General features: G+C 65.4%; 25 protein-coding genes. 13 read left to right on the top strand and 12 right to left on the bottom strand.

The genetic code is table 11. The features are described from left to right. Window positions 1-6 precede the first annotated feature (6 nt). Genes HSDC_RS05130 through tldD form a run of 4 tightly spaced genes read left to right on the top strand, consistent with a single transcriptional unit; the run spans window position 7 to window position 7,437 of the window. Window positions 7-603: a Maf family protein gene (locus tag HSDC_RS05130; RefSeq protein WP_064698861.1), complete on the top strand. Its 597-nt coding sequence runs from the start codon at window positions 7-9 to the stop codon at window positions 601-603. A gap of 46 nt (window positions 604-649) precedes the next feature. Further along, complete coding sequence (gene rng, locus HSDC_RS05125) at window positions 650-2,113, top strand: ribonuclease G (protein WP_064698860.1); 1,464 nt, start codon at window positions 650-652, stop codon at window positions 2,111-2,113. A gap of 3 nt (window positions 2,114-2,116) precedes the next feature. Continuing rightward, entirely contained in the window at window positions 2,117-5,986 is a 3,870-nt protein-coding gene (locus HSDC_RS05120; protein WP_064698859.1) for a YhdP family phospholipid transporter, read from the top strand. Continuing rightward, window positions 5,983-7,437, top strand: a complete 1,455-nt coding sequence (tldD, locus tag HSDC_RS05115; protein ID WP_064698858.1) for a metalloprotease TldD — start codon at window positions 5,983-5,985, stop codon at window positions 7,435-7,437. The genes HSDC_RS05120 and tldD overlap by 4 nt, the downstream gene beginning before the upstream one ends. A 52-nt stretch (window positions 7,438-7,489) precedes the next feature. On the opposite strand, the gene yjgA is transcribed toward tldD, so the two are convergent. Beyond that, on the bottom strand, window positions 7,490-7,996 hold the full coding sequence (gene yjgA, locus HSDC_RS05110) for a ribosome biogenesis factor YjgA (protein WP_064698857.1): 507 nt from the start codon (window positions 7,994-7,996) through the stop codon (window positions 7,490-7,492). A 145-nt stretch (window positions 7,997-8,141) separates the two neighbouring features. Between yjgA and pmbA the strand changes: the two genes are divergently transcribed. Then, entirely contained in the window at window positions 8,142-9,482 is a 1,341-nt protein-coding gene (gene pmbA / locus HSDC_RS05105) for a metalloprotease PmbA (protein ID WP_064698856.1), read from the top strand. Window positions 9,483-9,648: 166 nt separating this feature from the next. On the opposite strand, the gene HSDC_RS05100 is transcribed toward pmbA, so the two are convergent. The 11 genes from HSDC_RS05100 to HSDC_RS05050 form a co-directional block, all read right to left on the bottom strand. Then, the gene (locus tag HSDC_RS05100) at window positions 9,649-9,918 is read right to left on the bottom strand and encodes an HPr family phosphocarrier protein (RefSeq protein ID WP_064698855.1); all 270 of its coding nucleotides are present in this window, start codon (window positions 9,916-9,918) and stop codon (window positions 9,649-9,651) included. Between the two features lie 4 nt (window positions 9,919-9,922). After that, on the bottom strand, window positions 9,923-10,849 hold the full coding sequence (rapZ, locus tag HSDC_RS05095) for an RNase adapter RapZ (RefSeq protein WP_064698854.1): 927 nt from the start codon (window positions 10,847-10,849) through the stop codon (window positions 9,923-9,925). Window positions 10,850-10,887: 38 nt separating this feature from the next. Next, the gene (locus tag HSDC_RS05090; RefSeq protein WP_064698853.1) at window positions 10,888-11,367 is read right to left on the bottom strand and encodes a PTS sugar transporter subunit IIA; all 480 of its coding nucleotides are present in this window, start codon (window positions 11,365-11,367) and stop codon (window positions 10,888-10,890) included. A gap of 6 nt (window positions 11,368-11,373) precedes the next feature. Then, window positions 11,374-11,685 (bottom strand): ribosome hibernation-promoting factor, HPF/YfiA family, encoded by a 312-nt coding sequence (gene hpf / locus HSDC_RS05085; protein ID WP_064698852.1) that lies wholly within the window; start codon window positions 11,683-11,685, stop codon window positions 11,374-11,376. A 100-nt stretch (window positions 11,686-11,785) separates the two neighbouring features. Then, complete coding sequence (locus tag HSDC_RS05080) at window positions 11,786-13,207, bottom strand: RNA polymerase factor sigma-54 (RefSeq protein ID WP_064698851.1); 1,422 nt, start codon at window positions 13,205-13,207, stop codon at window positions 11,786-11,788. A gap of 179 nt (window positions 13,208-13,386) precedes the next feature. Further along, entirely contained in the window at window positions 13,387-14,112 is a 726-nt protein-coding gene (gene lptB / locus HSDC_RS05075) for an LPS export ABC transporter ATP-binding protein (protein ID WP_064698850.1), read from the bottom strand. Further along, complete coding sequence (gene lptA, locus HSDC_RS05070; RefSeq protein WP_064698849.1) at window positions 14,109-14,639, bottom strand: lipopolysaccharide transport periplasmic protein LptA; 531 nt, start codon at window positions 14,637-14,639, stop codon at window positions 14,109-14,111. Before lptA ends, lptB begins: the two co-directional genes overlap by 4 nt. Next, window positions 14,636-15,220, bottom strand: coding sequence for an LPS export ABC transporter periplasmic protein LptC (lptC, locus tag HSDC_RS05065; RefSeq protein ID WP_064698848.1), 585 nt, complete (start codon window positions 15,218-15,220; stop codon window positions 14,636-14,638). The genes lptA and lptC overlap by 4 nt, the downstream gene beginning before the upstream one ends. Before the next feature lie 4 nt (window positions 15,221-15,224). Next, window positions 15,225-15,782, bottom strand: a complete 558-nt coding sequence (locus HSDC_RS05060; protein ID WP_064698847.1) for a KdsC family phosphatase — start codon at window positions 15,780-15,782, stop codon at window positions 15,225-15,227. Window positions 15,783-15,797: 15 nt separating this feature from the next. Further along, a complete protein-coding gene (locus HSDC_RS05055) occupies window positions 15,798-16,784 on the bottom strand; it encodes a KpsF/GutQ family sugar-phosphate isomerase (RefSeq protein WP_064698846.1) in 987 nt (328 codons plus the stop codon). A 39-nt stretch (window positions 16,785-16,823) separates the two neighbouring features. Beyond that, window positions 16,824-17,777: a calcium/sodium antiporter gene (locus HSDC_RS05050; RefSeq protein ID WP_064698845.1), complete on the bottom strand. Its 954-nt coding sequence runs from the start codon at window positions 17,775-17,777 to the stop codon at window positions 16,824-16,826. Window positions 17,778-17,918: 141 nt separating this feature from the next. Here HSDC_RS05050 and HSDC_RS05045 point away from each other — a divergent pair, with 141 nt between their 5' ends. The 8 genes from HSDC_RS05045 (at window position 17,919) to hisG (ending at window position 23,357) form a co-directional block, all read left to right on the top strand. After that, the gene (locus HSDC_RS05045; RefSeq protein ID WP_064698844.1) at window positions 17,919-18,731 is read left to right on the top strand and encodes an ABC transporter ATP-binding protein; all 813 of its coding nucleotides are present in this window, start codon (window positions 17,919-17,921) and stop codon (window positions 18,729-18,731) included. Beyond that, on the top strand, window positions 18,728-19,510 hold the full coding sequence (gene mlaE / locus HSDC_RS05040) for a lipid asymmetry maintenance ABC transporter permease subunit MlaE (RefSeq protein ID WP_064698843.1): 783 nt from the start codon (window positions 18,728-18,730) through the stop codon (window positions 19,508-19,510). Before HSDC_RS05045 ends, mlaE begins: the two co-directional genes overlap by 4 nt. Before the next feature lie 16 nt (window positions 19,511-19,526). Beyond that, entirely contained in the window at window positions 19,527-19,991 is a 465-nt protein-coding gene (mlaD, locus tag HSDC_RS05035) for an outer membrane lipid asymmetry maintenance protein MlaD (protein WP_064698842.1), read from the top strand. 2 nt (window positions 19,992-19,993) lie between these two features. Further along, the gene (locus HSDC_RS05030) at window positions 19,994-20,650 is read left to right on the top strand and encodes an MlaC/ttg2D family ABC transporter substrate-binding protein (RefSeq protein WP_064698841.1); all 657 of its coding nucleotides are present in this window, start codon (window positions 19,994-19,996) and stop codon (window positions 20,648-20,650) included. After that, window positions 20,647-20,991, top strand: coding sequence for an STAS domain-containing protein (locus tag HSDC_RS05025; RefSeq protein WP_064698840.1), 345 nt, complete (start codon window positions 20,647-20,649; stop codon window positions 20,989-20,991). Before HSDC_RS05030 ends, HSDC_RS05025 begins: the two co-directional genes overlap by 4 nt. 111 nt (window positions 20,992-21,102) lie before the next feature. Further along, window positions 21,103-21,357, top strand: a complete 255-nt coding sequence (locus tag HSDC_RS05020; protein WP_064698839.1) for a BolA family protein — start codon at window positions 21,103-21,105, stop codon at window positions 21,355-21,357. A gap of 14 nt (window positions 21,358-21,371) precedes the next feature. After that, window positions 21,372-22,634, top strand: coding sequence for a UDP-N-acetylglucosamine 1-carboxyvinyltransferase (murA, locus tag HSDC_RS05015; RefSeq protein WP_064698838.1), 1,263 nt, complete (start codon window positions 21,372-21,374; stop codon window positions 22,632-22,634). Window positions 22,635-22,703: 69 nt separating this feature from the next. Continuing rightward, window positions 22,704-23,357, top strand: a complete 654-nt coding sequence (gene hisG, locus HSDC_RS05010) for an ATP phosphoribosyltransferase (protein ID WP_064698837.1) — start codon at window positions 22,704-22,706, stop codon at window positions 23,355-23,357. The last annotated feature ends 13 nt before the right edge of the window (window positions 23,358-23,370 follow it).

The raw sequence follows: 23,370 nt of genomic DNA, 5'->3' as shown, positions 1-23,370 counted from the left end.
GGCGCCATGTCCAGTTCCCGCCCGCCATGTATTCGTCTGGCATCGGCCTCGCCACGCCGTCGCGACCTGCTGGCCGCGATCGATGTCAGCGTCGAGGTGCGGCCGGTGGCGCTCGACGAGACGCCGCTTCCGGGAGAGGTGCCCGAGGAATACGTGACAAGGCTTGCCCGTGAGAAGGCCGCAGCGGGGTACGAGCCGGGCGGGATGCCGACCCTGGGGGCGGACACGGCAGTGGTGCGGGATGGCGAGATTCTCGGCAAGCCGGTGGATGCCGGGCATGCGGCCGACATGCTGCGTAGACTGGCGGGACGTTCCCATGAGGTGATGACGGCGGTGGCGGTGCATGGGCCGGCGGGTCTGTTGGTGAGGTGCGTGACCAGCCGGGTGACCCTGCGTGCTATCGACGAGGCGGAAATCGCCGCCTACTGGCGCACGGGTGAGCCCGCCGACAAGGCCGGCGGTTATGCCATCCAGGGGCGCGGTGCGGTGTTCGTGACGCATCTCGAGGGGAGTCATTCGGCGGTGGTGGGGTTGCCGCTGTGCGAGACCGCCGATCTGTTGTCCCGGCAGGGCGTGCCGCTCTGGAATCACCCTGTGTCATAATGCCCCGAGATTTCTCCAGGACTTTTCTCCAGGACAAGGATTCCGCATGAGCGGTGAAGTACTCATCAACCTGACGCCGATGGAGACTCGCGTCGCCGTAGTGGAAAACGGTGTGCTGCAGGAAGCCTTCATCGAGCGCGCCCGGCGTCGAGGCATCGTCGGGAACATCTACAAGGGGCGGGTGGTGCGGGTGCTGCCCGGCATGCAGGCAGCCTTCGTCGATATCGGTCTCGATCGTGCCGCCTTCATTCATGCCCACGAAGTGATGCCGCCGGGTACGCCGGCCGACGAGCAGGTCTCGATCTCCCAGCTGCTCCAGGAAGGACAGTCGCTGGTGGTGCAGGTGACCAAGGACCCGATCGGCACCAAGGGCGCACGCCTCACCACGCATCTTTCCGTGCCTTCCCGTTATCTGGTCTACATGCCGGATTCTCCGCACAACGGCGTTTCCCAGCGCATCGAGGACGATGGCGAGCGCGAGCGTCTGCGTGCTCAGGTCGAGGCAGCCCTATCGGAGCAGACCCTCGACGTCAGCGGAGGCTTCATCGTGCGGACCGCCGCCGAGGGGGCGACCAACGAGGAGCTCGCCGGCGACATGCATTTTCTGCTGCGGTTATGGCGCAAGGTCAGCGAGCGGCGTGTCACGGCATCCGCGCCGAGCGTCATCTACGACGACCTGCCGCTGTTCATGCGGACCCTGCGCGACGTGATGCGTGATGATATCGAGAAGGTACGCATCGATTCCCGGGAGAATCATGTCAAGCTGCTCGAATTCGCCGAGGAGTTCATGCCCGATGCCGTCGAGCGCATCGAGCACTATGCCGGCGAGCGGCCGATCTTCGATCTGTTCAGCGTCGAGGACGAGATCCAGAAGGCGCTGGCGCGCAAGGTGCAGCTCAAATCGGGGGGGTACCTGGTCATCGATCCTACCGAGGCGATGACCACCATCGATGTCAATACGGGCGGTTATGTTGGCCATCGCAACCTCGAGGAGACCATCTTCAAGACCAATCTCGAGGCGGCCACCGCCATTGCCCGCCAACTGAGGCTGCGCAATCTGGGCGGTATCATCATCATCGACTTCATCGACATGGAAGACCCGGAGCACCAGCGGCAAGTGCTGCGAGTGCTGGAAAAAGCCCTGGAGCGGGATCACGCCAAGACCAAGTGCACCGGTGTCACCGAGCTCGGCCTGGTGCAACTGACCCGCAAGCGGACTCGGGAGAGCCTGGAGCAGACGCTGTGCGAGCCCTGTCCTGCCTGCGAGGGCAGAGGCACTCTCAAGACGCCGGAATCGGTATGCTACGAGATCTTCCGCGAGATCCTGCGCGAGGAGCGCGCCTACAGTGCCGAGACCTATACCGTGCTGGCCGCGCAGTCGGTGGTGGATCGGCTGCTTGACGAAGAGTCGGCGGCGGTGGCGGATCTCGAGGAGTTCATCGGCAAGACCATTCGCTTTCAGGTGGAATCCCATTATTCGCAGGAGCAGTACGATATCGTACTGATGTAAGCCATGTCGCCGAGCCGTCTGGTCATCCGCTGGTCGTTGACGCTGCTGGCCCTGGCCCTGACGCTGGCGGCGATCCTGTTGATCGTCCTGCGTCTGCTGTTGGGTCAGGTCGACCGCCTGGCACCCCATCTGGAATCGATGCTGGCTTCGCGCTTTTCCGCCGAGGTGTCGCTGAACGAAGCGCGGGGCGGCGTGGACGGCCTCGACCCCTGGTTCGAGATCGCGGACCTGGATTTCCGTTCCAGGAAAGGTCTGGGCGATGTGCCCCTGCTGGAGATCGAGCAGGCAACGCTGCGGCTCGATACGGCGGCCAGCCTGCGGCGAGGCATGCCGGTGCTCGAGAGATCGCGGCTCGCGGGCGTCACCCTGCATCTTTATCAGGACGAGGATCTGAGCTGGCAATGGCCGGCCCCGGCCGATGTGCCGCCGGAGCTGGTGCCTGCCGGGGAGTTCGACCTGTCGCGCCTGGATTTCTGGATCGGTGTTCTGCTACGTCAGCGTGCCTGGGCCGACGACATGCGTGTGGTCTTGCATGGCCGCAAGCGTGTGGCCGTACTGCATGCGCCGCGTCTGCTGATGACCGGCGACGAGCAGCGGGCCCATCTGGAAGGCGAAGTGCGCCTGCAGGGACGCCCGGGTACGGCCTTTCAGGCAGTCATGGAGTTGACGCACGAGGCAGAGAGCGGCGCAGGATTCGATGCCCTCCTGCAGGCGGACATGCAGCTCGAGAGCCTGATTGGCTTGTCGGCCCTGCTCGGCTTCGATGACAAGCTGCGCCTCGACGATGCGAGCGGTGAGGCGCGCCTTTGGGGGCGTTGGCAGGATGGACGACTGGCCGATGTGCGCCTCGACGTATCATCACCGCGCCTGGCCTTGAATCGGGACCTGCCTGCCGGGGAAGAGCAGCCGGGTATCGTGCTCGATGACATGAGCCTGCGAGGGCAATGGCTACGCGACGCCGAGGGCGAAGGGTGGGAGGCCTGGTTTGCGGGCGATGCGCGTAGCGTCGATTCGCCCTATGAGCACTCTGACGGGCCTCCATTGCCCCGCTTCTGGCATGCGCGCGGCGAGGGGGGAGACTGGCGCATTACCGGAAGCGGTTTCGAGCTCGGTGCGCTATCCGCCTGGCGTGATCGACTGCCCCTGCCCGAAGGACTGGCTCGCACCGTGCAGGCGCTGTCGCCCCGAGGCCAAGTCAATGCCCTGGGCCTGGGGCGGCGCGATGGCCAATGGCAGGCTCGCGTCAGTGCCACGGACGTATCGGTGTCGCCCTGGGAGGATGCGCCGGGGGGCGGGCCGCTGGATATCTGGCTGGAAGCCGACGGTACTGAGGGCAAGGTGCGTTTCGTGGACAGTGGCGGGGCCGAGCTTGCCTTCCCCGAAGTCTTTGCCGCCCCGATGTCGCTCGACAGTGCCAGCGGCGAGGTGGTGTGGTCCTACGCGGGGGCGCGGAGTTTCGTCAGTGGGCGTGACCTGGCGGTCGAGTGGAATGGTGCCAGTGTCGAGGGGGCTTTCGGTCTGGCCACCGGCGGGGATGAGCCTGGCGGTTTCGGCTTGCAGTTGGATTTTCGCAACGTCGATGCGCTGAACCGACCCCTGACCGACTGGCTGCCCATGCCGGTACTGCGCGAAGAAGTCGATGCCGATCTCGCCGACTGGCTGGCCAGTGGCCTGGCGGGAAGGGTGCCGCAAGGCGCGCTGAGCCTGCATGTGCCGATTGCCGAGACGACAGAAGCCGAGACGAGTGACGAAGCGACACTGCAGCTCGAGCTCGACATTGCGCAAGGGCATCTGCCCTTCGACCCGGAATGGCCGGCGCTCGAGGCGGTGAGCGGGCATCTGAGCGTGAACGGCGACTCGCTCGAGGCCGAGATCGAGCATGCCGAAAGCCTGGGCGTCCTGACGGAGGGGGCGCGCGTGGAAATGGCGGACGAGGTGCTGCGGATTCGAGGGCCGCTTTCCGCCAAGGCGGCGAGCTTGTCACGCTATCTCGCCGCCATCCCCGCAGACGGCATGGAGGCCATCGGCGACTGGCGCGGCGAGGGCGAGGTCACCGGGGAGCTGGACATGACGCTGCCGCTGTCCAACCCCGAGGCTCTGGCGCTCGACATCGATGGACAGGCCACGATGTCGACCTTGACCCATGCGCCGACCTCGCTGACCTTCGAGTCGCTTTCCGGGCCTCTGGCCTGGCGGCAACGTGGCGAGGAAGGCGGACTGAGCGGCCGGTTGACGGGACGGCTGCTGGGCGGAGCTTTCGAGGCTGATGTCGATACTGCCGGCGAGGGGGTCGTCATGTCGGGAACCGCCACCGCTGATGCGCTCATTGGCCTCGGTGCGCCGCCGGGCACGGCGTCGCTGATACGTGGCGAGACACCCTGGCAGGGTCGGTTGAGCCTCGATGGACCAAGCCCCACCCTGACGCTGAACAGTGAGTTGCGCGGTCTGGGAATTGCCTTGCCCGACCCGCTCGGCAAGGCGCCATCCGAGCCTCGCCCCTTGCATCTCGAGATATCGATGGCCGACCGGATGCGATTGTCGGGGCGGCTGGGCGACGACATTGGCTTGCGTTGGCGAGGAGGCCCGGCCGGCCGAGGGCAGGTCTGGCTCGGTCGCGATGCGCCGCCCGATTGGCCAGCCGAGCCCGGCTGGTCGGTGCAGGCCTACCTGCCTCGCTTGTCGCCGGCGGCCTGGGGGGAGGCCTTGTCGCCACTGGTCGGTAGTGGTGCCGGTGGCGGTGGTGATGCCGCCGCCAACGTGTCGCGGGTGACCCTGGACACCGACTGCCTCAGCGTCGGCGAGCGTTGCCTGGGCTCGCTGATCGCCGATGGCAGCCCGTCGGGTGACGGTTGGCGACTGGCCCTGGATGGCAGCCTGCTGTCGGGGCGTCTCGCGTATCGGCCGCACCGACATGCTCCCCTGGATATCGCCCTGGATCGCCTGCGCCTGGACGACCTGTTGCCAGACGGCACCGCCGAGCCTGCCTCGCAGGATGCCGGACAGCTGTTCCAGGAGCTCGATGTGCCGCCGACGCCGGTACCGATGCTCGATGGCATCGGAAAGGTTCCGTCAGGGCGACTCAGTATCGAGTCGGTACACTGGCGGTCGCAGCGCTTCGGTCCTTTCAGCGCTGGCTGGCGGACCACCTCCGACCAGTTGATCCTGGACCCCGTGGAGCTGAGTCTCGGCGAGGTCGATGCCCGGGGCAATCTGACCTGGGAAGCCTCCGGTTCCGATGCCAGCCTGACTCGCTCACGTCTTTCGCTGGAAGGTGGCGACATCGGCACGGCACTGCACGCCCTGGACCAGCCGGTAGCGGTGAACAGTGCCGAAACCCGGGTCGCTAGCCAGCTCGCCTGGCCCGGGGCACCCTGGCAGTTCGCTCTGGCGCGCTCCCGGGGCAACCTGGGTATCGAATTGCGCGACGGACGCTTTGCCAACCTGGAATCTCCCTCGGCTCGGCTGGTCGGCCTGTTGAACGTGGACAACCTGTTGCGCCGCTTGAGGCTGGATTTTTCGGATGTCACCGGTCGTGGCACCGCCTTCGACAGTGTCAGCGGCGACGCAACCCTGTATGGTGGGGTATTGGAAACACGTGGCCCGGTGACGATCGATGGCGCCGCCACTCAATTCACGCTGGAGGGCAGTGTCGACCTGGCGCGTCGGGAACTCGACCAACGGCTTGGCGTCACAGTACCCGTGAGCAACAACTTGCCCCTGGCGGCGGTCATCGCCGGCGCCCCGGTGGTGGGTGGCGCGCTATTCGTCGCCGACAAGATCTTCGGCGATGTCATCGACCGCGTGACCCGAATTCACTATCGCGTGCGGGGCCCATGGACCTCGCCGCGCATCTCTCTGGAAAGTGCCGAATGACATCACAGACGTCTTCCATGCTCGATCAGGCAGGCGAGATACTGCTCGCGCCCGGTGGTCTCGACCTTGATGCCCTGGAGGTCGGGCTCGGTCATGCCCTGGGGCCCGGCATCGACTATGCCGACCTCTATTTCCAGCGTAGCTGGCACGAGGGCTGGTCACTCGAGGATGGCGAGGTCAAGGACGCCAGCTACAGCATCGATGGTGGCGTCGGCGTACGCGCCATGGCCGGCGAGAAGACCGGTTTTGCTTATTCCAACCAGATCACCGCCGATGCCCTGGCCGAGACCGGTCGTACTGCGTCCGGCATCGTCAGAAGCGGCAAGCGCCTGACGGCAGCCACCTGCATCCAGGTGGGCGCCGAGGCGCGTTATGCCGGGATCGATCCGCTAACCGGTCTGTCTGCCGAGGACAAGATCGCCATGCTCAAGCTGGCCGATCGCGTGGCCCGTGCGGCGGACCCGGCCGTGGAACAGGTCAGTGCCTCGCTGACCGGTGTGCACGAAGTGGTGCTGGTGCGGGCCAGCGATGGGACTCAGGCGGTGGATATCCGCCCCCTGGTTCGCTTCAACGTCAGCGTCATCGTGGTTCGCAATGGACGTCGCGAACGTGGCAGTGCCGGTGGCGGCGGGCGTTATCCCATGTCCCGGCTGCGCGATGACAATGTTGCCGAACGGTTCGCCAAGGAGGCCGTGCGACAGGCGCTGGTCAACCTGGAAGCGGTCGACGCGCCGGCCGGGCAGATGCCGGTGGTGCTGGGGGCCGGCTGGCCGGGCATCCTGCTTCACGAGGCGGTGGGACATGGTCTCGAAGGCGATTTCAACCGCAAGGGCAGCTCTGCCTTCGCCGGACGCATGGGCGAGCGCGTGGCCTCGCCGGGCGTGACAGTGGTCGATGATGCGACCCTGGCCGATCGTCGCGGCTCCATGAGTGTCGACGACGAAGGCACGCCGGGGCAGTGCACGACCCTGATCGAGGACGGCATCCTTACCGGCTACATGCAGGACAAGCTCAACGCTCGCCTGATGGGCATGGCACCTACCGGCAATGCGCGTCGGGAATCCTTCGCCCACCTGCCGATGCCGCGCATGACCAATACCTACATGCAGGCAGGGCAGGATGATCCCGCCGATATCATCGGCAGTGTCGATCGCGGCATCTATGCCGTGAGTTTCGGCGGCGGCCAGGTGGACATCACCTCTGGCAAGTTCGTGTTCTCGGCCAGCGAAGCCTATCTGATCGAGGGCGGTCGCATCACCGCACCGGTGAAGGGCGCGACCCTGATCGGCAATGGTCCCGAGGCGATGGGCCGGGTATCAATGATCGGCCATGACCTGGAGCTGGATACCGGTATCGGCGTCTGCGGCAAGGAAGGTCAGGGCGTGCCGGTCGGGGTGGGCCAGCCCACGCTCAAGCTGGACGAGTTGACGGTGGGAGGAACGCAGTCCTAGTGGACAGGGCAGAGCGCGGCAGTCGTGTTCTGCCCTGTTCCAGGCGCGGCCGTTAGAGCCCGGCGGTGTCGCGAATCAGTTTGAACAGCCGGCGGGCGTTGGTGGGAGGCTTGCCCTGGTCACGTTCGCGGCGGGCGTTGCGGATCAACTGACGCAGTGCCTGCCGGTCGGTATCAGGAAAGGCATCGACGAAGGCTTCGACGGCGTCGTCGCCTTCATCGATCAAGCGGTCCCGCCATTTCTCGAGCCGGTGGAAGGCATGGTCACGTTGCAGTTGTTCGCGGTCGAGTTCGTCGAATACGGCGCGAATGCCGTCGAGGTCCTCGCGGCGCATCAGCTTGCCGACGTATTGCATGTGGCGCCGGCGGGCTTCTCGGGCGCGAATGCGGCCGGTCTCCTCGATGGCGGCCAGGAGTTCGTCGGAGAGGGGAAAGCGGGCCCGCTCGGCCTCGTTCATGGCGATGAGTCGCTCGCCGAGTGCCTGGAGCGCATGCATCTCGCGCTTGAGCTGGGACTTGCTGGGCCGCTCATCGGCCGGAAGGGAATCATCCTGGGTCATGCCGTATCCTGAGGTTATGAGGCTTGAAAGGTAAGCATCGGGGCGTGGCGCATGGACCCAGTATACCAGCCCGCCGTCACGGGCTGGACAACCGCGATATTGTGAAGTGCCGGCCCCGGGGCCGGCCGAGTGAGGAGACAGATCGATGACACAGGCTTTCGATGCCGCCGATCAGCAGGCACTGCTGGAAACTCGTGCCGAAGCGGCTCTGGCGCTGGCGCGCCGGTTGGGGGCCGATGCCTGCGAGGTGGGAGCCAGCGTCGATCAGGGCATCGGCGTCAGCGTGCGCGAAGGGGATGTGGAAACCGTTGAGTTGTCGCGGGATCAGGGCATTGCGGTGACTGTCTACGTCGGCCAGCGCAAGGGAAGTGCCTCGTCCTCCGATGCCAGCGAGGCGTCGGTGCGCGACGTGGTCGAGAAGGCGCTGGCCATCGCACGCTATACGGGCGAGGATCCCGCCGCCGGTCTGGCGGATGCCGAGCTGATGGCCACTCGCTTTCCGGACCTCGATGTACATCATCCCTGGCCGCTCTCCACCGAGGAGGCCATCGAACTGGCTCTGACCTGCGAGAGCGCCGGGCGTGGTGTCGAGGGGATTCGCAGCTCCGAGGGCGCCAGCTTGTCCAGCGGCGAGGGCGTTCATGTCTATGCCAACAGTCACGGTTTCCTGGGTGGGCAGCGCGGTAGCCGACATTCGTTGTCATGCCTGCTGATCGCCGAGGATGCCTCGGGCATGCAGCGGGACTATGACTACACCACGTCGCGTGACCCGCGCGCCCTGCGGGATCCTGCTGCGGTGGGCGAGAGCGCGGCACGACGCACGCTGCAGCGCCTGGGCGCCGTGCGGCCGGCTACCGGTCGCATGCCGGTGCTGTTCGATCCGTCGCTCGCCTCCGGGCTGGTCGGGCACCTGATGGGGGCCATCGCCGGTGGTGCGTTGTATCGCCAGTCGTCCTTCCTGTGCGAACGACTGAATACCATGCTGTTCCCCGACTGGTTCTCCCTGGGCGAACGTCCCATGGAAGTGGGCGCCATGGCCAGCAGCCCCTTCGACGCCGATGGCGTCCAGACTCGGGACAATGTCTTCATCGACCAGGGGCGCCTGGCCAGCTACCTGCTCTCCGCCTACAGCGCGCGACGCCTGGGCATGTCGACCACCGGCAACGCCGGTGGCGCCCGCAACCTGCGCATCACGGCACCGCTCGAATCGCAGGAATCGCTCCTGGCGCGCATGGATCGCGGTGTGCTGGTGACCGAGCTGATGGGCCAGGGCGTCAACGGCGTGACCGGCGACTACTCACGTGGCGCCGCCGGCTTCTGGGTGGAGAATGGCAGGATCCAGCATCCGGTCGAAGAGTTCACCATTGCCGGCAATCTCGAGACGATGTTCCAGGGGCTGGTGGGAATCGGTGACGATATCGACACCCGGGGCAGCATACATACCGGTAGCTGGCTGATCGACGAGATGACGGTCGCGGGCGCGTAGCGCCCGGGACGCGGCTGCGCCGCTCGAAAAGCCGGGCTTCGCCCGGAGCTGGAAGAACGCCCGCTTCGCGAGCTTAAGCTGGAAGCTTGAAGAAAAATCTTGATCCCGTGCGTCGGTGTTCATGCTGCCTTCCAGCTTCCAGCTTCCAGCTTCCAGCTTCCAGCTGTCAGGCCTCCTCGTCGAACCGGGCCTCGAACAGCTCCTCGAGGGCATCGAGGACTGCCTCGTCGTCCTCGCCCTCGGCTTCCAGGAGGAGTTCGGTGCCGCAGGGGGCGGCGAGCATCAGCAGCGACATGATGTTGTCGGCGTTGGCTGTCCGACCGCCATGGGAAACGGTAACGCTGGCATCATAGGGTTGGCAGCACTGGACCAGGCGGGTGGCGGCGCGGGCGTGCAGACCGCGCTTGTTGGTCAAGGTGAGCTTGCGACTCGGCACGGACTCAGGATTCCTTTTCGTGGTCGTGATCGTCTTGTTCCTGGGTGGGTGGCGTTTCCGAGGGGAGGCGGCTGAGGTGTATGCCCAATTCTCGGTGACGCAGGCGAACGCTGGGATGCTGGGCGGCGAGGTCGTGAGCCAGGCGCTCGGCCAGGTAGACCGAGCGATGCTGCCCCCCGGTGCAGCCGATGGCCACGGTCAGGTAGCTGCGCTGGCTGGCCAGGTAGCGGGGCAGCCAGCGTTCCACCCAGGCGAGGATGTCCCGGCGCATCTCGTCGACCATCGGATAGGTCTCGAGAAAGGTGATGACGCTGTCGTCGCGTCCGGTGGCATCACGCAGTGAAGGGTCCCAGTAGGGATTCGGCAGGCAGCGTGCGTCGAAGACAATATCGGCGTCGAGCGGGACGCCGCGCTTGAAGCCGAAGGACTCGATGGTCAAGGCGAGGGCTTCCTGCCCGCGCTCGGCCACCTGGTCGGCGATGCGTCCACGCAGCTCATGCACCGAGAGCCGCGAGGTGTCGATCACCAGATCGGCGAGATCACGGATCTCTGCCAGGGATGCTTCCTCCTGATCGATGGCTTCAGCAAGCGTCATCCGGTTGTTGCGGGTCAATGGATGGCGGCGCCGAGTGGCCGAATAGCGCTCGAGCAGGATGCGGGCATCGGTAGTGAGGTAGACCACCTGGCACTGGACCTTCCGGTGACGCAAGTCATGGAGCAGCGTCGGGAAGCGCTGCAGGGCATGCGGCAGGTTGCGGGCGTCGATGCTGACGGCGATGGAACGTGCCTGACCGTCGCGCAATTCGTCCACCAGCGAGCCGAGCAGCGTGGCCGGAAGGTTGTCGATGGCATAGAAACCGAGATCTTCCAGTGCCTGCAGGGCGATCGACTTGCCCGAGCCTGAACGGCCGCTGATGATCACGATCTGCATGGCAGGGTCTCCTGGTCGAGTGGCTGGCCGTTGTGCCGTCAGTCGTTCTCGGCCGGTGCCTGTCGGCGTATCGCCTCGATGAGTCGTTCGTGCAAGGCGTGCTGGCTATCGGCACGACGCAGAGCGTTACGGGTGTCGGCGTCGTTCATTACGGCGGCGACCTGGCCGAGCAAGGCCAGATGGGCGTCGTCGGCCTGCTCGGGAACCAGCAGCACGAACACCAGGTCGACAGGGTCGCCGTCGACGGCGTCGAAGTCGATCGGCTCGGCGAGCTTCAGAAAGCCGGCAATGGGCGCCTTACAGTGCGGGTTGCGGGAGTGGGGAATGGCGACCCCGTGCCCGATGCCCGTGCTGCCCAGGCGCTCGCGACCGATCAGGCGGCTGAAGACCTCCTGGCTGTCCAGACTCGGTGTGTTCTGGGCGATGAAGGTGCTGAAGAATTCCAGTACGCGCTTTTTGCTCCCCCCGGGCACGTCGAAGAGCGTGCGCTCGGGGGGAAGGATGGTTTCCAGAGTCATGATGGATCAGCGTACGCCGGCGGCGCCCTGGGCGCGCGCCTGGGATTTTTCCTTGTGTTTCACCAACTGGCGATCGAGCTTGTCGGCAAGGGCGTCGATGGCGGCGTACATGTCCCCGTCCATCGCTTCGGCATGCAGGTCAGCACCGGCGGCATGCAGGGTACAGGCAGCCTGTTGACGTTCTTTCTCCACGGAGAGCGTGACTTGCACGGTGGTGATGTTGTCGTAGTGACGTTCGAGTCGCGCGAGCTTCTCTTGGACATAGTCACGCAGTGCGTCGGTCAATTCCACATGATGGCCGGTGAGGTTGACTTGCATGACACGCTCCTTGCTCCTTGGGTTGTGCCTCGATTGTAACCCTTTTTGGAGTCGTGCAAACCCCCTGTGAAACGCTGTTGCCAGGCTCGCTCGAAAACGCTCAGCGAAGGCGCTTGCGCTGGCTCGAGGAGGGGATGTTCATGGCTTCGCGATACTTGGCCACGGTTCGCCGTGCGACATCGATGCCTTCCTCGGCGAGCAGGGTGACAAGCTTGTTGTCGGAGAGCGGCTTGCGTGCCGGTTCCTCATGGATGAGCTTGCGGATCCGGGCCCGTATGGCGGTGCTGGAGTGGGCGTCGTCGCCGTCGCCGACATGGCTGGAGAAGAAGTACTTGAGCTCGAACACACCGCGTGGCGTGTGGATGTATTTCTGGGTCGTCACCCGCGAGATGGTCGATTCGTGCATCTCGACGGCCTGGGCGATGTCGGCCAGGATCAAGGGTTTCATGGCTTCCTCGCCGTGCTCGAGGAAGTCCAGCTGGCGGGCCATGATCTCGCGACCGACGCGCAGCAGAGTGTCGTTGCGACTGGCCAGACTCTTGAGCAGCCAGCGAGCCTCCTGCAGGTGATCCTTGAGGAACTGGTTGTCCTGGCTCTTGTCGGCGCGTCGGATCAAGGCGGCGTAGTCGGGCTGGATGCGCACGCGTGGCATGGCCTCGGGGTTGAGCTCGATCTGCCAGCCTTGTTCGTCGCGCCGGGCGACCAGGTCGGGGATGACGTAGTCGTTGCCGCCGCTGGCGAACGCGCTGCCCGGGCGTGGGTCGAGTCCTCGGATCAGGGCGATCACCTCGTCGAGCGCCGCGTCGTCCAGGCCGAGGCGGCGCTTGAGCAGGCGTCGATCATCGCCGGCCAGGGCCTCGAGGAACTGACGGGCCAGGCGCCGGGCCTGCGGCAGTCGAGGTGTTTCCTGGGGCAGGGCGGCGAGCTGCAGCATCAGGCATTCCCGCAGGTCGCGGGCGAAGACGCCGGTGGGCTCGAACTGCTGCACCTGCAGCAACACGGCTTCGACCTCGCGGCTGGAGAGCCCTTCCAGGCCCTGGGCGCGCAGGCCATCGCGGATCGCGTCCAGTGGCTGGTCCAGGTAGCCATCCTCGTTGACCGCGTCGATCAGGCTCTCGGCGATACGCGAGGAGCGCTCATCCAGGCCGCTCATGGCCAGTTGCCAGGCCAGGTGCCCCTGCAGGCTTTGGCCCGCTGCCTGACGCTCGAAGTCGGGGGCCTCGCCGCTGCCCGTGCCGCTCAGACTGCCCAATCCGGCATCCTGATAGGTATCGGACCAGTCGCTGTCGACGGTCAGATCCTCGGGAATCTCGCTGGCCCAGTCATCTTCGGGCGCCTCGCCGACGGCCAGTTCGCCGAAGTCCTCGTCGAGCTCCAGCATGGGGTTGGATTCCAGGGCCTGCTGGACCTCCTGACGCAGGTCGAGAGTGGAAAGCTGCAACAGGGCGATGGCCTGCTGCAATTGGGGCGTCATGGTCAGCTGGGTGCCGAGCCGAAGTTGGAGGGAAGCCTTCATGGCCATAGGAAAAGAGAACCGCTCAACGTGCGAGAAACCTCCACCCTAGTGCGTTGCATCACGGCATGCAAGTCTTCGATAAAGCAATTATCATGCCATCGGCAAATTTCGTGCCTTGGTGATAAAGTGTTCATTATATCAGCTTGTTGCGGTGACATGGCGCTGAGGGGCGGCAAGCCGTGGGCTCAGAGGCGGAAGTCTTGGCCTAGGTAGACGTCGCGCACTCGCTGGTTGGCGAGGATCGCCTCGGCGTCGCCTTCGGCGATGATCTGGCCGTCGCCGACAATGTAGGCGCCGTCGCAGATGTCGAGGGTCTCGCGGACGTTGTGGTCGGTGATCAGTACACCGATGCCGCGTGTCTTGAGCTGGCGGATGATGCCCTTGATCTCGCCGACGGAAATCGGGTCCACGCCAGCGAAGGGTTCGTCAAGCAGGATGAAGTCAGGCTCGGTGGCCAGAGCGCGTGCGATTTCCACCCGTCGGCGCTCACCCCCGGACAGGCTCATGCCGATGTTGTGGCGGATGTGGGTGATGTGGAAGTCTTCCAGCAGCGATTCCAGGCGGTCGCGACGGCCGGCGCGGTCGAGATCCTTGCGGGTCTCGAGAATGGCCATGATGTTGTCGGCCACGCTGAGCTTGCGGAAGATCGAGGCTTCCTGGGGCAGATAACCGATACCGGCGTGGGCGCGCTCGTGCATGGCGGCATCGGACAAGTCGAGATCGTCGATGGCGACCTGGCCGGCATCGGCACGCACCAGGCCCACGATCATGTAGAAGGAGGTGGTCTTGCCGGCCCCGTTGGGGCCCAGCAGGCCGGTGATGTGGCCCTGGCCGATCTCCAGGCTGATGTCATGGACCACGCGTCGGCGTTTGTAGCTCTTGGCCAGGTGGCGGGCGTGGAGCGTCTTCATTGCGAATCCTGCTGCTCGGGTTCCAGGGTCATGCGTACTCGCTGGTTGCCTTCGACGCCTTCCGCGGAGGAACGCGCCTGGACCACGCGGCGATCGAGAAAGTACTCCAGGTAGCCGCCATCGAAGGTGTCACCGCCCCGGTGCAGTTCGGCCTGGTCGATGAGTTCCATGCGGCGTTCGGCCACGTGGTAGACGATGCGCTGCCCCCAGCCGCGTACCACTGATTCGTCGGGAGCGGGCTGCTGTTCGATATAGGCGCGATCGCCGGTGGCGATGGCCTGGCTCAGCTCGCCGGCGTCGTTGCGGCGGATTTCCACTCGTGAGCCGGTCAGGCGCATGCTGCCCTGCTGAATGTTCACGTTGCCCTGGTAGACGGCGGTGCCGGCACGGTCATCGAGGTCCAGGCGGTCGGCCTCGACCTGGATCGGGGCGCTGGCGTCTCCCTCCAGTGCCTGTGCCTGGGAGACGGCGAGGCTCAGGATGACCAGTGACAGGCCCAGCAGAAAGGGGGAGGTGGTTCGCGTCATGGCTCGGGGTCCTCATCGGTTGCCGGCGGGTGATGACCGCGAACATTGTCGGTCAGTCGCGCACGATTGTCATGAATCCAGGCGTCGAAATGCTCGCCCCGCATGGATTGGGGAGGCTGGCTGAGCGTGGCGGGCGTCTCGCTCCAGGCATGGCCGGTGTCGGCATCGTAGTGCAGCCTCTGAGTGGTCAGGCGCCAGCGTTCCGCGGGGGCCTCGAGGCGGACATCGCCGCTGAGCCTCAGGGGATTGCCACCGGCTTCCAGCCGGCCTTGCTCGGCGCGGGCGGTCCAGAGCCGGCCATCATCGGCGTGGAGCCTGACCTCGGGGTTTTCCAGACGCGTGACATCGTCGATGGGGGTGTGCACGAGGCGCGGGGTGACGAGCCGCTGGTGGGGGGTGCCTTCGGCATCGAAGCGTGTGGCTTCGACGTCTTCCAGGTAGTAGTCCGGCTCGCCGGCGGCGTCCCGGGGCACCGGCCCGGGCGAGTCGTCGTCGCGAGAATCGAGCAGGGCCAGCCCGCCGCCGAGGGCCAGCAGCAGCAGGAAGAGCCAAGTACGAAAACCGGGGCGGGGCAGTCGCATGGGATCAGGCCCGATCATTCAGATAGGCGTCGAGCATGGCATCCCATTGCCCTTGGGCCTGGAGCAGGGCATCGCAGATCTCGCGCACCGCGCCGTGTCCGCCAGGGCGCTCGGTGACCCAGTCGGCGTGCTGGCGGATGTAGCTTGGCGCGCCGGGGACGCTGATGCCGACGCCGGCCTGGAAGATGGGGGCCAGGTCGGGCATGTCGTCACCGCAGTAGGCGACCTGGTCGAGGGTGATGTCGAGCTGCTCGCAGAGCTGGTGCAATACGGGAAGCTTGCGCGCGATCCCTTGATGAAGATGGGAGATGCCGAGTGCGGCGGCGCGGCGACTGACCATCGGCGAGTCGCGCCCCGTGATCAGCGCGACCTCGATGCCGGCGTTGCGTATCAGTTTGATGCCGTGGCCATCCAGGGTGTGGAAGGCCTTGATTTCGTTGCCGTCAGCGTGAAAGTAGAGCCGTCCGTCGCTGAGCACGCCGTCCACATCCAGTGCCAGCAGGCGTACTCGCCGCAAGCGGTCGAGCAGGTGGGGGGCGAGCGAAGGGGATTCGTGACGCATGACAACTCCTTGGGGTCAGATCACGCCGCTGGCGAGCAGGTCGTGCATGTGCAGGGCGCCGACGGGGTGGCCGTCGTCATCCACCACGGCCAGGGCGGTGATGCGATTGTCTTCCATGAGGCGCACGGCTTCGGCGGCCAGGGTGTCGGGCGAGGTGCGCTTGCCCGGCACGGTCATGACGTCGTCGACCTTGAGTCCGCTCAGGTCGGCATGCTGGTCGAGGGTGCGTCGCAGGTCGCCGTCGGTGTAGACGCCGACCAGCCGGTCGTCGGGATCGACGACGCAGGTGAAGCCCAGTCCCTGGCGGGTGATTTCCAGCAGAGCATCGCGCAGCGGGCTGCCGGAAGCCACCCTGGGCAGGCGGGAGCCCTGGTGCATGAGATCGGAGACGCGCAGCAGCAGTCGCTTGCCCAGGCTGCCGCCAGGGTGCGAGAGGGCGAAGTCCTCGGCGGTGAAGCCTCGTGATTCGAGCAGTGCCACGGCCAGGGCATCGCCCAGCGCCAGGGCGGCGGTGGTCGAGGACGTGGGAGCAAGATCGAGCGGACAGGCCTCGCGTTCGACGCCGGCGTAGAGATGGGCGTCGGCGTGACGCCCCAGGGTGGAGGCAGGGCGCCCCGTCATGCTGATCAAGGGGGTGCCCAGCCGCTTGAGCAGTGGCAGCAGGGCGGTGACTTCGGCAGTCTCTCCCGAGTGTGACAGTGCCAGGACCACGTCACCCGGCGTGATCATGCCCAGATCGCCGTGGCTGGCTTCGCCGGGATGCACGAAGAAGGCTGGAGTGCCGGTGCTGGCCAGGGTGGCGGCGATCTTGCCGCCGATATGTCCGGACTTGCCCATGCCGGTGACCACGACCCGGCCCGGGCAGGCCAGGATGAGCTCGCAGGCACGCTCGAAGTCATCGTCGAGGTGTTCGATCAAGGCGCCGATGGCCTGCTGTTCCAGTGTCAGGGTGCGGATGGCGCTGGCACGTAACTGGGCGGAGGGAGAGGTAGCGTCAGTCATAGAAGAGATTGTTGCCCGTCATGGGGTTTCACTCAAGTGTCAGGCGCCGGCGGTGGCCTGGCCGCTACTCAGCCAGATCAGGTAGGCGGTGTAGGACAATGCCAGCAGGGCACCCGGCAGGCGCTTGATGTGTCCGTGTCGCTGCCACAGCAGCAGCATGCCCAGCGCCAGGGTCAGCAGCAGCATCACCGGGTAGTCGCGGCCGGCGGCGGCAGGATCGGTGGCCCCCGGATGCATCAGCGCCGGCACGGGGAGCACGGCGAGCATGTTGAATAGATTCGAGCCGATGACATTGCCGATGGCCAGATCGTGGTGGCGCTTCAAGGCGCTGGCCACGCAGGCTGCGAGTTCGGGCAGGCTGGTGCCGATGGCGACGATGGTCAGGCCGATCACGAGCTCGCTGACGCCGAAGTCACGGGCCAGTTCGCTGGCTCCCCAGACGAGGGCGCGTGAGCTTGCCACCATCACGATCAGGGTCAGAGTGAGCCAGAACAGGGCGCGCAGCAGGGGCATGTCGGGGATGTCGGCGTCGGCATCCGCCACGCCTGGCGTGTCGGCGCGAAACAGCCACCAGAGGCTGAAGATCAGCATGAGAACCAGCAACAGGCCATCGGGGCGATCGAGCTGGCTGTTGGCCAGGGCATAACCGGCCAGTCCCGTGGCGCCAAGCAGCAGCGGCAACTCCTTGCGCACGATGGAAAAGCGTACGGGGATCGGCACGACCATGGCGGTAACGCCCAGCACCAGACCGATATTGGCGATGTTCGAGCCCAGGGCGTTGCCGGTAGCGAGGTTGGGCGCGCCGTCCAGCGAGGCCATGATGGAGACGACGATCTCGGGCGCCGAGGTGCCGATGGAGACGATGGTCATGCCGACCAGCATGGTGCTCATGCCGGCACGACAGGCCGTGGCGGCGGCGGCGCCGACGAAGCGGTCGGCACTCCATAGCAGGCCGACGAGACCGAGCAGCACGAGAAGGACGGGAATCAGCATGGGTAGCGGGAAATCCGTGGCGGAAAGGTGGCCTATTGAACATGCTGCGTCATGCCGGTGCAAGCCGGTGGCTGCTGTGCTGGCGCGTCGAGTTCCAGTTAGGATACGATGTTCGATAATCCTGGTTGAGAAGGCGAACGGATGACCGACTCCCCTTTCGTTGAAGTGGAAGGCCTGCATTATTCCCGCGGCGAGACGTCGATCTTCCGTGGCGTCGACATGGCGATACCGCGCGGGCGGATCACTGCCATCATGGGCCCCAGCGGTACCGGCAAGACGACCCTGCTCAAGCTGATCGGGGGGCAGCTCACACCGGATGCCGGGCGGGTGCGCATTGCCGGCGAGGATGTGCATGCCTTGTCGCGCAAGGCATTGTTCAGGCTGCGCCGGCGCATGGGCATGCTGTTCCAGAGCGGTGCCCTGTTCTCGGATCTCGACGTGTACGAGAACGTGGCCTTTCCGCTGCGCGTGCACACCGATCTGCCCGAATCGATGATTCGTGATCTGGTCCTGTTGAAGTTGCAGGCGGTCGGGCTGCGTGGCGCGCGCCAGTTGATGCCTGCCGAGCTGTCCGGTGGCATGGCGCGCCGGGTGGCACTTGCACGTGCCATTGCCCTGGACCCGGAGCTGATCCTCTATGATGAGCCCTTCGTCGGTCAGGACCCGATTTCCATGGGGGTGCTGGTGCAGTTGATTCGTCGGCTCAACGATGCCCTCGGCTTGACCGCGGTAGTGGTTTCCCACGACATCAAGGAGACACTGTCCATCGCCGACTATGTCTATGTGATCGCCGACGGTCAGGTCATGGCCCGGGGAGCGCCGGCCGACCTCGACGTGGATCGTGACCCCAGGGTCCGACAGTTCGTCCATGGCGAGCCCGATGGGCCGGTGCCGTTCCATTACCCGGCTCGAGACTTCTATGCCGATCTGCTAGGTGCGGGAGGGCCGAAATGATCGACCACATCGTGCGACTGGGACGCTGGGGGTGCGAGACCCTGGAGCGTCTCGGGGATGCGGGGATCTTCCTGGCCCAGTCGATGTCCGGCGTGCCCTCCGCCGAGGGCGTTCGGTTATGGCTGCGCCAGATGCACTTCGTGGGCGTGATGTCGCTGGCCATCGTGCTGGTGTCGGGCCTTTTCATCGGCATGGTGCTGGCGCTCCAGGGATACACCATCCTGGTCGACTTCGGTGCCGAGGATGCCCTGGGCCAGATGGTGGCCCTGTCATTGCTGCGCGAGCTGGCGCCGGTGGTCGCGGCCTTGCTGTTCGCCGGCCGGGCCGGATCGGCGCTGACCGCCGAGATCGGCTTGATGAAGGCCACCGAACAGCTGACCAGCATGGAGATGATCGGTGTCGATCCGTTGCGTCGCGTGGTGGCGCCGCGCCTCTGGGCCGGCTTCGTTGCCTTGCCCCTGTTGACCATCGGCTTCGGGGTGGTCGGCGTATGGGGTGGCCAGTTGGTGGGTGTGCAATGGCTCGGCGTCTTCGAAGGATCCTACTGGGGCAACATGCAGGCCAGTGTCGATTTCGTCGCGGATGTGGGCAATGGCCTGCTCAAGAGTCTGGTCTTTGCCCTGGTGGTGACCTGGATCGCGGTGTATCAGGGATATGCCCTGGTGCCGACCTCGGAGGGGATTTCCCGGGCCACGACGCGTACGGTGGTATATGCGTCCTTGGCGGTGCTCGGTCTGGATTTCGTGCTGACCGCAGTAATGTTCGGAGGGCTGTCCTGATGTTCGGAGACACGCAATGAAGCGTAGCAAGGTGATGGAGTTGGGAGTCGGGCTGTTCATGCTGGCCGGCATTCTCGGGCTGGTATTCCTGGGGTTGAGGGTCAGCGGTCTCAGTCTCGAGCGTCCCGCAAGCAGCTTCGAGCTGGAAGCCAACTTCGCCAACATCGGTGGCTTGAAGCCTCGTGCTCGGGTCACGATGGCCGGTGTCACGGTGGGGCGGGTGCAGAGCATCGAGCTGGATACCGACTGGTACGATGCCCATGTGGTCATGGAACTCGACGGCAGCCTCGAGGACACACTCCCCGAGGATACGACGGCCGCGATCCTGACCTCCGGGCTTCTCGGCGAGCAATACATCGGACTCTCGGTGGGCGGCGCTCCCGAGACTCTGGGGGATGGTGACCGCATTCGCGATACCCAGTCCGCCCTGGTGCTGGAGGAGCTCATCCAGCAATTCGTGTCCAACATGGCCAAGGAGTGACGATGATGAAACCGGTTTTTTCGTTGGTTCGGCTGCACGCCACCCTGATGCTTCTCATCCTGCTGGTGGCATCGCTGCCGGCCCAGGCGCAGGATGCCGAGCATCCCGAGGCGCTGATACGCGACAGCATCGAGGCGCTGATGTCCCAGATCGAGGGGCGCAGGGACTACTTCGCCCAGCATCCCGATGAGCTCGAGGCCGTCGTCGAGGACAATCTGGCCGATGTGGCCGATTTCCGCTATATCGGCGCCAGCGTGATGGGGCGCTATTTCGGCAATGCAACGCCCCAGCAGCGTTCGCGCTTCGTCGAGACCTTCCGCCAGTCCCTGATCGATACCTATGCCAAGGGCCTGGTCACCTTCGACTACCGCGAGATCCGCGTACCGGAGGCACAGCAGGCTTCGCGCTACGATGATCAGGCCAGCGTGTCCATGGAGGTCGTCGGGGTCGATGGCACCGTCTATCCGGTCAGTTACACGATGCGTCTCGACGATGGTCAGTGGAAGGTCGTCAACGTGATCGTCAATGGCATCAACCTCGGCCTGACCTTCCGCAATCAGTTCGATCAGGCCATGCGAGATCACAATCGTGACTATGACGCGGTGATCAATGGCTGGTCGCCACAGCTCGACGTGGAAGATCTGGAGGAGGGTGAGTGAGCGTTCTGCTCGAGGATGGGGCCAATCGCCTCGAGGCGGCCGACGACACCTTGACAGTGGTCGGCAGCGTCGACTTCGAGGGAGCTGCGGCCCTGGCCGAGGCCGGCCGTCACTGGCTCGAGGGCCGGGGGCACGGCGAGCGGGTGGCCTTCGATCTGCAGGGCGTCGACCGTGTCAGCAGTGCCGCCATCAGCGTGCTGCTCGAGTGGTTGCGCCAGGCACGCCAGGCGAGTGTCGAGGTGGTCGATGTGCGGCTTTCGGCTCCCCTGGCGAGCCTGACCGAGGTCGCCGAACTGGATAGCTTGCTGCCGGCGGCCTCGCCGGCCGCGGCCAGCGTCTGAGCCTTTCTCGCCTGGCATCGCCAAGCGCCACGCTTTTCTTTACCATGTCGGGTCTGCCAGCGCTGCCACTGAGTGGCGCATTCACCGACGATACAGACGAGCGAGGATTCGATGCATCCCAGTGACGTCAAGGCGCTGCTCGAGAGCCGACTCGACGGCTGCGAATTTCATATCCAGGGCGAGGGCTGCGATTTTCAGGTGGTCGCCGTGGGCGAGGTCTTCGAAGGGCTGTCGCGTGTCAAGCGTCAGCAATTGATCTATGGCGCCTTGTCGGAGGAGATCGCCTCCGGTGCGCTGCATGCGATCACCATCCGCACCTACACTCCGCAACAGTGGCAAGATGCCGCCGAGAACAAGGGGGCCTGAGGGTCGACCCAATCATGGACAAGCTGATCATTACCGGTAACGGCCCCGTCGATGGCGAGGTCTGGGCGAGCGGTGCCAAGAATGCCGCCTTGCCGATACTCTGTGCGACCCTGCTGGCCGAGGAACCGGTGACCATCGGTAACCTGCCGCACCTGCAGGATATCACCACGACCCTGGAACTGCTCGGCCACATGGGCGTGCAGCCGGTAATGGGCGAGCGCATGAGCATCCAGCTCGATGGTTCCCAGGTGCACGACTGTCACGCGCCTTACGAGCTGGTCAAGAAGATGCGTGCCTCCATTCTGGTGCTGGGGCCCTTGCTGGCGCATTTCGGTAAGGCCGATGTGTCGCTGCCCGGTGGTTGTGCCATCGGGTCGCGGCCAGTCGACCTGCACATCCGGGGCCTGGAGGCCATGGGCGCCGACATTCGGGTCGAAGGCGGCTACATCCGCGCCCGGGTCGATGGACGCCTGAAGGGGGCGACCATCTTCTTCGATACCGTGACGGTCACCGGTACCGAAAACCTGCTGATGGCCGCCACGCTGGCCGAGGGCACCACGGTGCTCGAGAATGCCGCTCGCGAGCCCGAAGTGGTCGACCTGGCCGAATGCCTGATCAAGATGGGGGCCGACATCCGCGGGCATGGTTCCGACACCATCGTCATCGAGGGTGTTGAGCGCCTGCATGGAGCGGCCCACGATGTCATGCCCGACCGCATCGAAACGGGGACCTTCCTGGTTGCGGCGGCGCTGTCACGGGGGCGGGTCCGGGTGCGCAACACCCGTGCCGATCTCCTCGAGGCGGTGCTGGCCAAGCTGGAAGAAGCCGGTGCCGAGATCACTTCCGGAGACGGCTGGATCGCGCTGGACATGCATGGCCAGCGCCCCAGGGCGGTCAGCGTGCGCACCGCGCCCTATCCGGCCTTTCCTACCGACATGCAGGCCCAGTTCGTGGCCTTGAATGCGGTGGCCGAGGGGACCGCGCGTGTCGTCGAGACGATCTTCGAGAATCGTTTCATGCATGTCCAGGAACTCAACCGGATGGGGGCCGACATTGCCCTGGAGGGCAATACCGCCGTGATCACCGGTGTCGAGAGCCTGTCTGGCGCCCCGGTGATGGCGACCGACCTGCGTGCTTCGGCCTCGCTGGTCGTGGCAGCGATGATGGCGGTGGGCGAGACCCTGGTGGATCGTATCTATCATATCGACCGCGGCTACGAGTGCATCGAGGAGAAACTGCAACTGCTGGGGGCGAAGATTCGACGCGTGCCGGGCTAGGCATTGTCTGGCCACTGCCTAGGCTCGTCGACTTTTCAGACAGCGCCCAAGCCGACAACGGGCAATACCATGAACAAGCAACTGATTCTGGCCCTTTCCAAGGGCCGTATTCTCGACGAGACGCTGCCGCTACTGGCCGATGCCGGCATTGTGCCGGCCGAGGATCTGTCGGCCAGTCGCAAGCTGTTATTCGACACCAACTTGCCGGACGTCAAGCTGGTGGTGATTCGTGCCACCGATGTGCCGACCTATGTACAGCTCGGGGCCGCCGATGTCGGCGTGGCCGGCAAGGATGTGTTGCTGGAGCATGGCGCCGAAGGACTCTACGAGCCGCTGGACCTGGAGATCGCCCACTGCAAGCTGATGACGGCCGGTGTCACGGGGGCCGAACCGCAACGGGCCCGGCGCCGGGTGGCGACCAAGTTTACCGAGGTGGCTCGCCGCTATTATGCGGAGCAGGGCATCCAGGCCGAGGTCATCAAGCTGTACGGTGCCATGGAACTGGCGCCGTTGATGAATCTGGCCGACGAGATCGTCGATATCGTCGATACCGGCAATACCCTGCGTGCCAACGGCATGGAGCCTCGCGAGTTGATCGCGCCGATCAGTACACGGCTGGTGGTCAACAAGGCGGCCATGACGATGAAACACGATCGTATCAAGCCACTGGTGCGGCGTCTCCAGGAGGCGGTTGCGCGTCGCCGTGAGCAGGCATCCGCCTGAGCCCTATCTGTCT

Source organism: Halomonas caseinilytica (genome assembly GCF_001662285.1).
GTDB classification, from domain to species: domain Bacteria; phylum Pseudomonadota; class Gammaproteobacteria; order Pseudomonadales; family Halomonadaceae; genus Halomonas; species Halomonas caseinilytica.
This window is presented reverse-complemented; position numbering and strand designations above follow the sequence as displayed.

What these genes read in the sequence shown, in the direction of transcription:
- HSDC_RS05130 (WP_064698861.1), top strand. Translation starts at nt 7, where the DNA reads ATGTCCAGTTCCCGCCCGCCATGTATTCGTCTGGCATCGGCCTCGCCA.
- rng (WP_064698860.1), top strand. Translation starts at nt 650, where the DNA reads ATGAGCGGTGAAGTACTCATCAACCTGACGCCGATGGAGACTCGCGTC.
- HSDC_RS05120 (WP_064698859.1), top strand. Translation starts at nt 2,117, where the DNA reads ATGTCGCCGAGCCGTCTGGTCATCCGCTGGTCGTTGACGCTGCTGGCC.
- tldD (WP_064698858.1), top strand. Translation starts at nt 5,983, where the DNA reads ATGACATCACAGACGTCTTCCATGCTCGATCAGGCAGGCGAGATACTG.
- yjgA (WP_064698857.1), bottom strand. Translation starts at nt 7,996, where the DNA reads ATGACCCAGGATGATTCCCTTCCGGCCGATGAGCGGCCCAGCAAGTCC.
- pmbA (WP_064698856.1), top strand. Translation starts at nt 8,142, where the DNA reads ATGACACAGGCTTTCGATGCCGCCGATCAGCAGGCACTGCTGGAAACT.
- rapZ (WP_064698854.1), bottom strand. Translation starts at nt 10,849, where the DNA reads ATGCAGATCGTGATCATCAGCGGCCGTTCAGGCTCGGGCAAGTCGATC.
- HSDC_RS05090 (WP_064698853.1), bottom strand. Translation starts at nt 11,367, where the DNA reads ATGACTCTGGAAACCATCCTTCCCCCCGAGCGCACGCTCTTCGACGTG.
- hpf (WP_064698852.1), bottom strand. Translation starts at nt 11,685, where the DNA reads ATGCAAGTCAACCTCACCGGCCATCATGTGGAATTGACCGACGCACTG.
- HSDC_RS05080 (WP_064698851.1), bottom strand. Translation starts at nt 13,207, where the DNA reads ATGGCCATGAAGGCTTCCCTCCAACTTCGGCTCGGCACCCAGCTGACC.
- lptB (WP_064698850.1), bottom strand. Translation starts at nt 14,112, where the DNA reads ATGAAGACGCTCCACGCCCGCCACCTGGCCAAGAGCTACAAACGCCGA.
- lptA (WP_064698849.1), bottom strand. Translation starts at nt 14,639, where the DNA reads ATGACGCGAACCACCTCCCCCTTTCTGCTGGGCCTGTCACTGGTCATC.
- lptC (WP_064698848.1), bottom strand. Translation starts at nt 15,220, where the DNA reads ATGCGACTGCCCCGCCCCGGTTTTCGTACTTGGCTCTTCCTGCTGCTG.
- HSDC_RS05060 (WP_064698847.1), bottom strand. Translation starts at nt 15,782, where the DNA reads ATGCGTCACGAATCCCCTTCGCTCGCCCCCCACCTGCTCGACCGCTTG.
- HSDC_RS05055 (WP_064698846.1), bottom strand. Translation starts at nt 16,784, where the DNA reads ATGACTGACGCTACCTCTCCCTCCGCCCAGTTACGTGCCAGCGCCATC.
- HSDC_RS05050 (WP_064698845.1), bottom strand. Translation starts at nt 17,777, where the DNA reads ATGCTGATTCCCGTCCTTCTCGTGCTGCTCGGTCTCGTCGGCCTGCTA.
- HSDC_RS05045 (WP_064698844.1), top strand. Translation starts at nt 17,919, where the DNA reads ATGACCGACTCCCCTTTCGTTGAAGTGGAAGGCCTGCATTATTCCCGC.
- mlaE (WP_064698843.1), top strand. Translation starts at nt 18,728, where the DNA reads ATGATCGACCACATCGTGCGACTGGGACGCTGGGGGTGCGAGACCCTG.
- mlaD (WP_064698842.1), top strand. Translation starts at nt 19,527, where the DNA reads ATGAAGCGTAGCAAGGTGATGGAGTTGGGAGTCGGGCTGTTCATGCTG.
- HSDC_RS05030 (WP_064698841.1), top strand. Translation starts at nt 19,994, where the DNA reads ATGATGAAACCGGTTTTTTCGTTGGTTCGGCTGCACGCCACCCTGATG.
- HSDC_RS05020 (WP_064698839.1), top strand. Translation starts at nt 21,103, where the DNA reads ATGCATCCCAGTGACGTCAAGGCGCTGCTCGAGAGCCGACTCGACGGC.
- murA (WP_064698838.1), top strand. Translation starts at nt 21,372, where the DNA reads ATGGACAAGCTGATCATTACCGGTAACGGCCCCGTCGATGGCGAGGTC.
- hisG (WP_064698837.1), top strand. Translation starts at nt 22,704, where the DNA reads ATGAACAAGCAACTGATTCTGGCCCTTTCCAAGGGCCGTATTCTCGAC.